The 11,350-nt window shown below is 64.2% G+C and carries 11 protein-coding genes; 5 read left to right on the top strand and 6 right to left on the bottom strand.

Annotation, left to right across the window (positions count from 1 at the left end; translation table 11 throughout):
• Positions 1-12: 12 nt before the first annotated feature.
• Together ACVWY5_RS28305 and ACVWY5_RS28300 are read left to right on the top strand one after the other, a co-directional pair.
• Positions 13-741 carry a class II aldolase/adducin family protein gene (locus ACVWY5_RS28305; protein WP_028335665.1) on the top strand — a complete coding sequence of 243 codons (729 nt, stop codon included), beginning with the start codon at positions 13-15 and terminating at the stop codon, positions 739-741.
• Positions 738-2,246 (top strand): glycerol-3-phosphate dehydrogenase, encoded by a 1,509-nt coding sequence (locus tag ACVWY5_RS28300; RefSeq protein WP_028335664.1) that lies wholly within the window; start codon positions 738-740, stop codon positions 2,244-2,246. Before ACVWY5_RS28305 ends, ACVWY5_RS28300 begins: the two co-directional genes overlap by 4 nt.
• 124 nt (positions 2,247-2,370) lie before the next feature.
• Here ACVWY5_RS28300 and ACVWY5_RS28295 read toward each other — a convergent pair whose 3' ends face one another.
• Genes ACVWY5_RS28295 through ACVWY5_RS28285 form a run of 3 tightly spaced genes read right to left on the bottom strand, consistent with a single transcriptional unit; the run spans position 2,371 to position 4,949 of the window.
• Positions 2,371-3,366 carry an ABC transporter substrate-binding protein gene (locus ACVWY5_RS28295; RefSeq protein WP_028335663.1) on the bottom strand — a complete coding sequence of 332 codons (996 nt, stop codon included), beginning with the start codon at positions 3,364-3,366 and terminating at the stop codon, positions 2,371-2,373.
• A 21-nt stretch (positions 3,367-3,387) separates the two neighbouring features.
• On the bottom strand, positions 3,388-4,197 hold the full coding sequence (locus tag ACVWY5_RS28290) for an ABC transporter ATP-binding protein (protein ID WP_028335662.1): 810 nt from the start codon (positions 4,195-4,197) through the stop codon (positions 3,388-3,390).
• Positions 4,194-4,949, bottom strand: coding sequence for an ABC transporter permease (locus tag ACVWY5_RS28285; protein WP_028335661.1), 756 nt, complete (start codon positions 4,947-4,949; stop codon positions 4,194-4,196). The genes ACVWY5_RS28290 and ACVWY5_RS28285 overlap by 4 nt, the downstream gene beginning before the upstream one ends.
• A 122-nt stretch (positions 4,950-5,071) precedes the next feature.
• On the opposite strand from ACVWY5_RS28285, the gene ACVWY5_RS28280 reads away from it, so the two are divergent.
• From ACVWY5_RS28280 to ACVWY5_RS28270, 3 genes are read left to right on the top strand one after another with little or no spacing between them, the layout of a single operon-like run.
• Positions 5,072-6,199: a mandelate racemase/muconate lactonizing enzyme family protein gene (locus tag ACVWY5_RS28280; protein ID WP_028335660.1), complete on the top strand. Its 1,128-nt coding sequence runs from the start codon at positions 5,072-5,074 to the stop codon at positions 6,197-6,199.
• Positions 6,199-7,794 carry a GMC family oxidoreductase gene (locus ACVWY5_RS28275; protein ID WP_028335659.1) on the top strand — a complete coding sequence of 532 codons (1,596 nt, stop codon included), beginning with the start codon at positions 6,199-6,201 and terminating at the stop codon, positions 7,792-7,794. The genes ACVWY5_RS28280 and ACVWY5_RS28275 overlap by 1 nt, the downstream gene beginning before the upstream one ends.
• Before the next feature lie 28 nt (positions 7,795-7,822).
• The gene (locus ACVWY5_RS28270) at positions 7,823-8,545 is read left to right on the top strand and encodes a GntR family transcriptional regulator (protein WP_028335658.1); all 723 of its coding nucleotides are present in this window, start codon (positions 7,823-7,825) and stop codon (positions 8,543-8,545) included.
• 10 nt (positions 8,546-8,555) lie between these two features.
• On the opposite strand, the gene ACVWY5_RS28265 is transcribed toward ACVWY5_RS28270, so the two are convergent.
• The 3 genes from ACVWY5_RS28265 to ACVWY5_RS28255 are packed head-to-tail and all read right to left on the bottom strand — an operon-like array spanning position 8,556 to position 11,339.
• Positions 8,556-10,346, bottom strand: coding sequence for a chloride channel protein (locus ACVWY5_RS28265; RefSeq protein ID WP_028335657.1), 1,791 nt, complete (start codon positions 10,344-10,346; stop codon positions 8,556-8,558).
• 1 nt (position 10,347) lies between these two features.
• Positions 10,348-10,608 carry an SUMF1/EgtB/PvdO family nonheme iron enzyme gene (locus ACVWY5_RS28260; RefSeq protein ID WP_028335656.1) on the bottom strand — a complete coding sequence of 87 codons (261 nt, stop codon included), beginning with the start codon at positions 10,606-10,608 and terminating at the stop codon, positions 10,348-10,350.
• Positions 10,605-11,339 (bottom strand): SDR family NAD(P)-dependent oxidoreductase, encoded by a 735-nt coding sequence (locus tag ACVWY5_RS28255; RefSeq protein WP_028335655.1) that lies wholly within the window; start codon positions 11,337-11,339, stop codon positions 10,605-10,607. Before ACVWY5_RS28255 ends, ACVWY5_RS28260 begins: the two co-directional genes overlap by 4 nt.
• Positions 11,340-11,350 lie beyond the last annotated feature (11 nt).

The following is an 11,350-nucleotide window of genomic DNA, read 5'->3' as shown; positions in this document are numbered from 1 at the left end:
AAGGCAGTTGGTATGACCCGTGAGGAACGACAATTGCGCGAGGCGATCATCGCCAAGTGCCGGTGGATGAATGCGTCGGGTCTCAACCAGGGGACATCGGGCAACATCTCCGCCCGCTACAAGGACCGGATGCTGATCACGCCGTCGGCGACCCCCTACGATTCGATGAAGCCGGAGATGATCGCCTCGATGCCGCTGGAGGGCGACTATGGCGCGTGGGAGGGACCGCTGCAGCCGTCCACCGAATGGCGCTTCCATCTCGACATCACGCGCGCCCGGCCCGACGTCGGCGCCATCGTCCATACCCATTCGACCTACGCGACCGTGCTCGCGATCGCGCGCAAGCCGATCCCGGCCTGCCATTACATGATGGCGGCGTTCGGCGGCACCGAGATCCGCTGCGCCGGCTATGCGCGCTACGGCACCAAGGAATTGTCCGATCATGCGATCGCGGCGCTCGAAGGACGCAATGGCTGCCTGCTCGCCAATCACGGCATGATCGCGCTCGGCGCCAATCTCGACAAGGCGATGTGGCTCGCGGTCGAGCTCGAGACCATCGCGCGGCAGTACTACCTCTCGCTCGCGCTCGAGTCGCGCGTCATCCTGACCGACGAGGAGATTGCCGACACTGCGAAGGGGTTCTCCACCTACGGCCTGCAGGCGCCGAAGCCGAACAAGGCCCGCGCGACGGCAAAGGCGGCGCCGCGCCGCGCCGAGAAACGGCGCAGCAGCAAGCGATGACGGGCACTGCGCCGGTCGCAGGTACAGATCACGGGCTGGTCGATATCGCGGTCATCGGTGGCGGCATCAACGGTGCCGGCATCGCCCGCGACGCCGCCGGCCGCGGACTGAAAGTGCTGCTCTGCGAGAAGGATGATTTCGCCGAGGGCACCTCGTCGCGCTCGGGCAAGCTGATCCATGGCGGGCTGCGCTATCTCGAATATTACGAGTTCCGACTGGTGCGCGAGGCGCTGATCGAGCGCGAGGTGCTGCTCGCGTCGGCGCCGCACATCATCTGGCCGATGCGCTTCGTGCTGCCGCATTCGCCGGAGCAGCGGCCGGCGTGGCTGGTCCGCACCGGGCTGTTGCTCTACGACCATCTCGGTGGCCGCAAGCAACTGCCGGCGAGCCGCAGCCTGGATCTGTCGCGCGCTCCGGAGGGCGCGCCGCTGCATCAGGAGTTCCGGCGAGGTTTCGAATATTCGGACTGCTGGGTCGATGACAGCAGGCTGGTGATCCTCAATTTGATCGATGCCGCGCAGAACGGCGCCAGCATCCTGCCGCGCACGCGGGCGGTGCGCGCGCGCCGCGACGGCGAGACCTGGCTGCTCGAAATGCACGGCGACGACGGCACAACGCAGGTCGTGCGGTCGCGCGCGCTGGTCAACGCGGCCGGGCCGTGGGTCCAAGATGTCATCCAGGGCGTGACGGGCCTGAACTCGGCCCAGAGTGTACGGCTGGTCAAGGGCAGCCATATCGTGGTGCCGAAATTCTGGAGCGGGCCGCAGGCCTATCTGCTGCAGAACACCGATCGCCGGGTGATCTTCGTCAATCCCTACGAGGATGATCTCGCCTTGATCGGCACAACGGACATTCCCTATCACGGCCGCGCCGAGGACGTCGCGATCGGCGAGGACGAGATCGATTACCTGTTGCAGGTCTTGCGCCGCTATTTCCAGACGCCGCCGCAGGCGAGCGAGATCGTGCACGCGTTCTCCGGGGTCCGGCCGCTCTACGACGACAACGCCGACAATCCGTCGGCCGTGACGCGCGACTATGTGTTCGAAGTTCACGGCGCGCAGGATGAGCCGCCGCTGCTGTCGATCTTCGGCGGCAAGATCACGACCTACCGCCGGCTGGCGGAGCAGGCGCTGCAGCGCTTCGCGCCGTGGTTTCCGAAGTTGTCGTCGGCCTGGACCGCGCACCGGCCGTTACCGGGCGGCGACATCGGCGGCAGCTTCGATGAATTCGCAAATCGGCTGGCACGCGACTATCCCGATTTGCCGCGAACGCTCGTCGATCACTATGCCCGCCTCTATGGGACGCGCGCGCGCCAACTGCTGGGTCCGGTCCGCAGCGCCGCCGACCTGGGCCGTCATTTCGGCGCCGAGTTCTATGAATGCGAAGCGGTGTATCTCCGCGAGAATGAGTGGGCGAGGCAGCCCGCCGACTTCCTGGACCGGCGCACCAAGCACGGCTTGCACTTGACGCCCGCGCAGCGGGTCGCGTTCGAAAACTACCTCTAAAGCATGATCCGGAAAAGTGCGAAGCGGTTTTCCGAAAAGATCATGCTCAAACAAAGAGCTAAGGCGCGATGACGATTCAACCTAATCTCATCGCGCTTTAGGACGCGATTCGCGTCCAGGTGCGTCACGCAATCGTTTTCAGATACAGGCTCGGATCGAAATATTTGCTTGCCGGCGTAAAGTCCTTGATGCCGGCATTGGCCATGAAGAAGTCGGTCGATTGCTGCAGCCAGTTGGTGACCGTGCCGTCGGAATACATCCGCTTCCAGTCCCGCGACGAGAACATCTTCTGCGCCTTGAACGATTCGTCGATGTCGGCCATCGGCGTCTGGCTGTAATGGCCCTTCTGCAGCTTTTCCATCGCTTCGGTGCTATTCGCGATGATGTAGTCATTGGCATCGGCCCAGCCACGGATCAGCTTCGCCAGCGTTTCCTTGTTGGGCTCGTAATAGTCGTTGGCCGCCGCCCAGCCGCCGATGATCGCGGCCTTCGGATAATAGGCTGAGGCGTCGGCGAGCTTGACCGCGCCCGGCACCTTGTCGCGAACCGTCACGTTGAAAGGCACCCAGAGCGCGACGGCAGGCACCGCGCCTGAAATGAACGCGGTTACGGCGGCCGGCATGGTCTGGTTGACGAGTTCGACCTGTTTGGGATCGACCTTGTTCGCGCGCAACGCGGTGTCCAGGAACACATGCGCGGTGGTGCCGGTCGCGGTTGCGATTCGCTTGCCCTTCAGATCCTCGAATGACTTGATGCCCTGATCGCCGCGCACCCAGAGCTGTGCGGTCGCGACCTCGATGTCGTTGATGAGGAAGACCTTGCCCTGGCCGCGGGCCGGGAAGTTCGAGAGCACGGCGCCCGTCGCCAGCACGTCGAGGCTGCCGCCGATCAGCGCCTGGAAGATTTCGAGGCCGGTATTGAACTGCCGCAGCTCGAGATCCAGTCCCTGCTTTTCGAAGGAGCCGCGGTCCATGCCGGTCCAGATCTGGCCGTCGACGGCAACGGTGTGCAGATAGCCGACCCGAACTTTTGTTTTTGCCTGCGCAATCGCCGGGGCTGCGGCGGTGAAGGACCCCAGGGCAAGCCCGGCCGTCGTGGTCAGAAATTGTCGCCGATCCATAGGTCGTCCTCCGCTGTGTTGTTATTCCGAGAATGAGGCCGGACGCATCTGCGCCTGCTGGGCGCGATACTCGTCCATCACCAGATGCTTGATATAGCTTCGCAGCTCGCCGAATTCGGGCCGTTCCTGGATCGATTCATCGCGCGGATAGGCGAACGGCACGTCGATGATCTGCCTGATCCGCGCCGGCCGCGCGGTCACCACCACGATACGGGACGCGAGATAGATCGCCTCCTCCACGGAGTGGGTGATCAGCATGACCGTCTTGCCTTCGGTCTGGAGCACCTTGAGCAGCAGGTTCTGCATGTTGGAGCGGGTCTGGGCGTCGAGCGCACCGAACGGCTCGTCCATCAGCAGGAACTGCGGCTTCACCGCGTAAGCCCGCGCGATCGCGAGCCGCTGACGCATGCCGCCGGACAAATGCTTCGGATAGGAGTTGGCGAAGTCGGACAGCCCCATCAGGCCGAGATAGTGATCGCAGATCGAATCGCGCTCACCGGCCGCGACGTGATTGGCCCGGAGCGTCAGGCCGAAAGCGATGTTCTGTTTCACCGTCAGCCACGGGAAGACGCCATATTCCTGGAAGATGACGCCGCGCTCGGGACCGGGACCAGCGACGGGCTGTCCGTCGAACGACACGCTTCCGGTCGTCGGCTTCTGGAAGCCGGCGAGCATGCTCATCATCGTGGTCTTGCCGCAGCCTGACGGGCCGATCACCGCGATGAAATCGCCATCGTTGATATCGTAGCTGACATTCTCGACGACGTTGAGGCGTCCCTTCGGGGTCTCGAAGGCAAGCGAAACCTTGTCGAACCGTGCACGCGTGGTCATGCGATGGCCCGATCCTGCCAGACCAGCAACCGGGCCGTGATCTTGCGCAGGATCATGTCCATGATCAGCGCGATCAGGCCGATGCAGATGATGCCGACATAGATGACATCGAGCAGGAAATAGGTCGATGCATTCTGGATCATGGCGCCAAGCCCACGCTGGGCGGCGATCAGTTCGGATGCCACCAGCGTCGCCCAGGCTACCCCAAGCGCGACCCGCAGCGCGGTGAGGATGTGCGGAACGGTGAGGGGAATGATCACCTTGCGAAAGATCTCCGCCTGATTGGCACCGAGCGTCTGCGCCACGCGGATATAGAGCGGCGTGATCTGAGAGACCCCCTCATACATGACGATCACGCCGGAGAAGAACGAGGCGTAGAACAGGATGACGAGCTTTGCGAGCTCGTCCACGCCGAAATAGACGATGACGAGCGGGATCAGCGCGATCGGCGGCAGCGCGCGGAAGAAGTTGATCATGGGGTCGGCGAAGGTGCGGGCCGGGCGATACCATCCGAGCAGAAAGCCGACGGGCACCGCGACGAGAATTCCAAGCGAGACGCCGAAGAAGACGCGCCTGGTCGAGGCGAAGATGTCGATCAGGAGGCCTTCCTTGGTGAGAAGCTCGACGAACTTCGCGGCGACCTGGTGCGGGGCGGGGATCAGCGATGTGTTGACGAAGCCGCTCCAGCGCACGGCATACCAGAGCAGGATCGCACCGACCCACGGTATCAACCCGAGACCAAAGCGTCTCACGCCAGCTCCGTCCATTCGACGCGACCACCCAGATTGCAGTTGATGTTTGCCCAAGTCATATTATAAATAGGATGACCATACAAGCGCCGCTTTGGTCGTAGGCGCCGCAGGCTTTTCCGCGCATGACATCGCCGCCTTTCACCATCCGGAGCGTCCAGGCCTTTGGCTTTCGCTATCCTCTGACGACACCGGTCATCACCTCGTTCGGGCGGATGGGGGACCGGCCTGCCGTGTTCGTTCGGGTCGAGGACACGGACGGTTACGTGGGCTGGGGCGAGGTCTGGTGCAACTTTCCCGCGCCGGGCGCCGAGCATCGTGTCCGGCTGGTCAACGAGGTCTTGGCACCGGCGCTTGTCGGATTCAGGGCAAGCGAACCTGGTGCCGCATTCGAGCGGCTGACGCAGGGGACTTCGGTGCTCGCGTTGCAATCCGGCGAAGCGGGCCCATTCGCGCAGTCGATCGCCGGCATCGATCTCGCCGTCTGGGATCTCCATGCGCGCCGCCGGAACGTAGCGTTGTGGAAACTGCTCGGCGGATCGCGGAGCCGGATCAAGGTCTATGCCAGCGGCATCAATCCAGTCGGATCGGAACGGGCGGCGGAAGCAGCGCTCGGCCGCGGCTATCGCGCCTTGAAGCTGAAGATCGGCTTCGATCCGGCAGGCGACCGGGCTAATCTCGCCGCGCTGCGCCGCCTCGTCGGCGATGGCATGCTTGCGGCCGATGTCAACCAGGGTTGGACCATCGCGCAGGCGCTCGAGCGTGCGCCGCAGCTCGAGCCGTTCGGCCTTGCCTGGCTCGAGGAGCCCATCCGCGCGGACCGTCCGCGGCAGGAATGGAGGCAGCTCCACGAGACGATCCGTTTTCCGCTCGCGGCCGGTGAGAACATCGCGAGCCACGCTGGCTTTGCCGAGGTGCTGAGCGAGCCGGTTCTCGGTGTCGTCCAGCCTGACATCGCCAAGTGGGGTGGGCTTTCGGCTTGCGCCGGCATCGCCCGCGGTATCCTGACGTCAGGCAAGATGTTCTGTCCGCACTATCTCGGCGCCGGCATCGGCCTGTTGGCGTCGGCGCATCTTCTGGCGGGCGTCGGCGGCGAGGGACTGCTGGAGGTCGACAGCAATGAGAACCCGCTGCGGGATCAATTCTGCGGCCCCGTGCTTCACGTCAGCGATGGAATGATCGAGCTCGGCGACGAGGCAGGTCTCGGCATCGCGCCCGATCTTGCCTCGATCGAACAATACCGGACCGCGTGATGTCGGGGCTTGGCTACGATTACATCATCGTCGGTGCGGGGTCGGCGGGCTGTTTGGTCGCAAACAGACTGTCAGCCGATCCTGCCTGCCGCGTGTTGCTGCTCGAAGCCGGCGGATCGGACCGGAATTTCTGGCTCAAGCTGCCGGTCGGGTATTACCGGACCATCTACAACGAGCGCTTCTCGCGCCTGTTCAAGACCGAGCCGTCGGAAGGAAGCGGCGGCCGCGCCATCGTCTGGCCGCGCGGCCGCGTGCTCGGCGGATCGTCGTCGATCAACGGCCTGATCTTCATCCGCGGCCAGCACGAGGATTTTGACGACTGGGAACGTCTCGGCGCCGACGGCTGGAGCTATCGCGACGTGCTGCCCTATTTCCGGCGCTACGAGCGCTATCGCGGCGGCGAGAGCCAGTTTCATGGCGGCCTCGGTGAGTTCGAGGTCTCCGACCTCCGGAACGACAATCCGGCGTCGAGGGCCTGGGTGGAGGCGGGCGTGCAATTCGGCCTGCCGCGCAATCCCGACTTCAACGGCGCGACGACGCTTGGCGTCGGTTCCTATCAGCTTGGTATCGGGCGGCATTGGCGGACCAGCTCGGCATCTGCCTTTCTTCGACCGATTGCCGACCGGCGCAACCTGACCGTCATCACGCATGCACAGGTCAGCAAAGTCACTTTCAACGGCCGCGTCGCGACCGGCATCGAGTGGATCAGCAAGGGGCAGGTTCATCGCGCGACAGCCGATCGCGAGGTCATCCTGTCCGGCGGCGCGCTGCAATCGCCGCAAATCCTCCAGCTTTCCGGGGTCGGTCCGGCCGACCTGCTTCGCAAGCACGGTATTGCCGTCGTCACCGACTCGCCCGAAGTCGGCTCCAATCTGCAGGACCATTACCAGGCACGGCTGATCGTGCGCCTGAAGGAGCGGATCTCGCTCAATGACCAGGTCCGTCATCCCGTCGCGCTCGCGAAGATGGGGTTGCAGTGGATGCTGGCCGGGCGGGGGCCGTTGACGGTGGGGGCGGGACAGGTGGGCGGAGCGGCCTGTACCGAATATGCAGTCGGCGGCCGTCCGGACGTGCAGTTCAACGTGATGCCGCTCTCCGTCGACAAGCCCGGCGAACCCCTCCACAGCTATTCCGGATTCACGGCCTCGGTCTGGCAATGCCACGGCCGGTCGCGCGGACAGCTCGCGATCCGTTCGGCCGATCCGTTCGAGCAGCCGCTGATCGCGCCCAATTATTTCGCCGAGGAGATCGACCGCAAGACCATTGTTGCCGGCTTGAAGATCTTGCGCGAGATCTATCAACAAAAGGCGTTCCGCCCGCTCTGGGACGTCGAAATGGTGCCGGGCGAGGCCGCACGCAACGATGCCGGGCTATGGGATTTCGCGCGCAACACCGGCGGCACGGTGTTTCACTGCGTCGGGACCTGCCGCATGGGCAGCGACGAGCGGGCAGTGCTCGATCCGCAGCTGCGGGTGCGCGGCGTCGAGCGGCTGCGCGTGATCGACGCCTCGGTGATGCCGCAGATCACCTCGGCCAACACCAATGCGACCAGCCTGATGATCGGGGAACGCGGTGCAGCCCTTGTCATGCCGTGATTGGGCCGCTTGATTTCCGGAGGGCGAGATGGAATTGAGTTCCGACAGTCACGTCCCCAAATACGCGCAGATTGCCGATATCTTTCGCCAGCGGATTGCGCGCGGTGTCTGGAGTCAAGGTTTTCGACTGCCGGCCAACGAGGATCTGGCGGCCGAGTTCGGCGTCTCGCGCGTCACCATCAGGCAGGCCGTCGAGCTGCTCGCCCGCGACGGTGTCATCGAGGCGCAGCAGGGCCGCGGCACCTTCGTCACCGGCACCGTGCGGCAAGACCGCTGGCTCAAGGTCGAGACCACCCTGTCCGATCTCGCGGACATGTACCGCGACACCTCGCCGGAAATCATCAACATCTCGGAAAGCCGGAGCGATGCGCCGTTGCTTCCCGAAGACGGCAAGCCGGCCGAGAAATATGTCTTCATGCGCCGTCTGCACTCGCGCCAGAAGCAGCCTTACTGCGTCATTTCCATCTATCTCGATGAGAAGATCTTTCGCAGGTCTCCCAAGCGCTTTCGCAACGAGACGGTGATCCCGATCCTCAACGATCTCAGGGATCCGGCGATTGCCAGCGCCCGCCAGACATTGACCATCGGAACCGCGGATATCGAGGCGGCGCGGCTGCTGCGCGTACCTCTGAACTCGCCGGTTGCCGAAGTCCGCCGTGTCTTCACGGCGAGCGATCGCACCGTGATCTATCTCGGTGAAGTCACCTATCGCGGCGATTTTGTGCGGATCGACATGGATCTAAGACCATAGCGCGCAAACATCACCGCGAAAACAGCTCCTGGTTCCGGCGTTCGAGCTCTTCCCCATAGGTGCGCAGCACATGGGATTCGCTTAAGGTGCCGATCGTGACGCGATGGTCGGCACGGTCAATGACCGCGAGGACGTCGGCTTCGCTCCGTTCAAAGGCTTTCAGGATCTCGCGAACCGACGTGGTCGGAAGCAGGTACTCATCCTGCTGCTGCGCCAGCGATCCGAGCGGATCGTCGTCCCGATTGGTGACGGAATGCAGCGTCGCCGCCGCAACGATGCCGGCATAGCTGCCGTTCGGATCGCGCAGCACGACCTGCCGGACCTGCGCAGGCGAGAACAGCTTCTGCGCCTCGCCGATCGGCATGGTCGTCAGTGCATTCTCGAAGTCGGCGCGCATCAGGGAGGCTGCGCTCATCTGACGGACCCAGCCGATGTCCTGCGGACCGCGGATCACCTCGCCGCGCAGGTGGAAGCGCCATGTCGCAAAACTGTAACCGAACAACTCGCGGACGATGAGCGCGCAGACCGATGATGCGACCACCGCTCCCACGGTCACGGAGAAATCGCCGGTGATCTCGAGTGCGAGACAAACCATGCTGAACGGTGCGCCCAGCACGCCGGTCCCGAGCGCGGCGAGAGCCGCGATGGCGGCGGTGCCGGGCTGAAGCGCGAGCGTGGGGAAGGGGCCGGTCAGCACGACGCTGTAGAGCTGCCCGATCAGCGCGCCGAGCAGCAGCGAGGCGAAGAACAGGCCGCCGCGAAAGCCGGAGCCGAGCGAGATGGCCGATGCCAGGATCTTGAGCACGATGGTCGTCGTGAGCAGGAGCCAGGTCGGATTGCTGACCAGCAGGATCTGCATTGCGCCATGGCCGGCGCCGAGCACGGTCGGCGTCAGCAAAGCGAGGCCGCCGAGCAGCAGGCCGCCGAGGATCGGACGCACGAAGCCGCTGAAAAGCGTGACGCGTTGAAAGCAGCGTTCGGAAAATGCGACCGCGAGCATGACCAGGATGCTGATGAATGCGCAAATGATGCCGATCAGCACGGTCTGTCCGATCATCTCGACGGACACGGGCGATGGGAAGCCGGGCACCATCAGAAAGGACTGATGCGTCAACTCCCGCGCCACCAGCCAGGCCGTGACGGCGCTGGCGATGACGGGCACGAGAGCGGCCGAGGTGTAGGCTCCCAGCACGACCTCGAAGGCATAGAAGGCGCCAGCCAGCGGAGCCGAAAATGCTGCGCTGATCGCCCCCGCCGCGCCGCAGGCCACCAACAGCCGCATATCGTTGCGACGGGCGGCGAGGCGCTGGCCGACATGGGAGCCAAACATCGAGCAGATCTGCGTGTATCCCGCTTCCAGTCCGACCGATCCACCGAACCCGTTGGACAGCAGCGTCTGGATCGAGATCAGCAGGCTGCCGCGGAAGGACACCCGGCCGCCATAGAGCGCGTTGGCTTCGATCGCGTCAGCGAGCTGCTGTCCCTTCACGCGCCGCGCGAAGTACAGCCCGATCAGCGCCAGGACCACGCCGCCAACTGCCGGGATCAGCAGCGTGCGCTGCCAGGAAATTACGCCGGTGGCGCTCAGATGTGCGTCGAGGGGAATGTCGAACAGCAGCGCGTGCGAAGCCTGGCTGAGGCCCGAGATCGCGGCAACGAGGACGCCGCTCAGCAACCCGACGACAATGCCGACCAGCACGAGGCCGGTCTCGCGATTGCGCACGAAATTGCGCAAGAACTGCGGCAACAGACGGGTGCCGGGAGCAGGTGCCGGCTTCGCGGCATTTGTCGCCAGCGTCATCCTATGCCGGATCCCGCAGTTGCTCGGTGCGCACGACAGGGAAGCCGGTCTTGCCCGACGAGCCGACCGATGCGTTCGGGTTTCGCGCTGCGAAGCGGTGGCGGCTGCCGTAGGACTCGAGGCAGGATTCACCGCGCGTCGAGCGGTTCGGTGCAGGCTCGCGATTCAAGGGGACTCCCGGCGGTGCGAGGCAGTCCTCGTACCATTCCCAAACATTTCCGGCGACATTATGCAGGCCGTATTCGTTGGTTTCCTGGCTCATCCGGCAAGAAACCCGCCATCCACCGCGACGACGGTGCCGGTAGCATATTGTGATGCCGGCATGCAGAGGAATGCGACGGCTCCCGCAATGTCCTCCGGCTGACCCCAGCGCTTGAGCGCGGTGCGGTCGGCGATGCGCTGATAGTGCGCGCGATCGGTGCGGCCGGCCGCATTGATCGCCGTTTCAATATAGCCGGGCGCAACCGCATTGACCCGGATGCCTTGCTCGGCCCATGCCAAGGCGAGCGCCTTGGTCAGCATCACGACACCGCCCTTGCTGGCGCAATACGCCGGGATTCGCGGCAGCGCCAATGTCGCATTCATCGAGGCAAGATTGACGATCGCGCCCTTGCTCTCGGCGAGAAGCGGACGGAACGCCATGCAGGTTCGAAAAGTGCCCGTGAGATTGACGTCGAGCACTTTTATGAAGGTCTCGATCTCGTATTCCTTGTCGCGGGCGAGGATTCCCGCGCAGTTGACCAGCGCGTCGACGCGCTTTTGCTGTCGGGCAAAAGAAGCGACAGCGTCGTCGTTCGTGACGTCGAGCGTCGCCAGTGTAAGTCCGGCGCACGATTTCAGCAAAGTGCGCGCCAGATCGGTCTCGTTGGCCGCCGTTGCGGTCACCGTCGCGCCGAGGTCGCAAAACTGATTGCTGATTGCGGCGCCAATGTCGCCGGCGCCGCCGATCACCACGGCATGGAAGTCGGGCGCAAGAGAGAAATTTGAGCGCATCGGAGGGGTCT

Source organism: Bradyrhizobium sp. USDA 3256 (assembly GCF_054058275.1).
This window is presented reverse-complemented; position numbering and strand designations above follow the sequence as displayed.

What these genes read in the sequence shown, in the direction of transcription:
- ACVWY5_RS28280 (WP_028335660.1), top strand. Translation starts at nt 5,072, where the DNA reads ATGACATCGCCGCCTTTCACCATCCGGAGCGTCCAGGCCTTTGGCTTT.
- ACVWY5_RS28260 (WP_028335656.1), bottom strand. Translation starts at nt 10,608, where the DNA reads ATGAGCCAGGAAACCAACGAATACGGCCTGCATAATGTCGCCGGAAAT.
- ACVWY5_RS28300 (WP_028335664.1), top strand. Translation starts at nt 738, where the DNA reads ATGACGGGCACTGCGCCGGTCGCAGGTACAGATCACGGGCTGGTCGAT.
- ACVWY5_RS28275 (WP_028335659.1), top strand. Translation starts at nt 6,199, where the DNA reads ATGTCGGGGCTTGGCTACGATTACATCATCGTCGGTGCGGGGTCGGCG.
- ACVWY5_RS28290 (WP_028335662.1), bottom strand. Translation starts at nt 4,197, where the DNA reads ATGACCACGCGTGCACGGTTCGACAAGGTTTCGCTTGCCTTCGAGACC.
- ACVWY5_RS28270 (WP_028335658.1), top strand. Translation starts at nt 7,823, where the DNA reads ATGGAATTGAGTTCCGACAGTCACGTCCCCAAATACGCGCAGATTGCC.
- ACVWY5_RS28295 (WP_028335663.1), bottom strand. Translation starts at nt 3,366, where the DNA reads ATGGATCGGCGACAATTTCTGACCACGACGGCCGGGCTTGCCCTGGGG.
- ACVWY5_RS28255 (WP_028335655.1), bottom strand. Translation starts at nt 11,339, where the DNA reads ATGCGCTCAAATTTCTCTCTTGCGCCCGACTTCCATGCCGTGGTGATC.
- ACVWY5_RS28305 (WP_028335665.1), top strand. Translation starts at nt 13, where the DNA reads ATGACCCGTGAGGAACGACAATTGCGCGAGGCGATCATCGCCAAGTGC.
- ACVWY5_RS28265 (WP_028335657.1), bottom strand. Translation starts at nt 10,346, where the DNA reads ATGACGCTGGCGACAAATGCCGCGAAGCCGGCACCTGCTCCCGGCACC.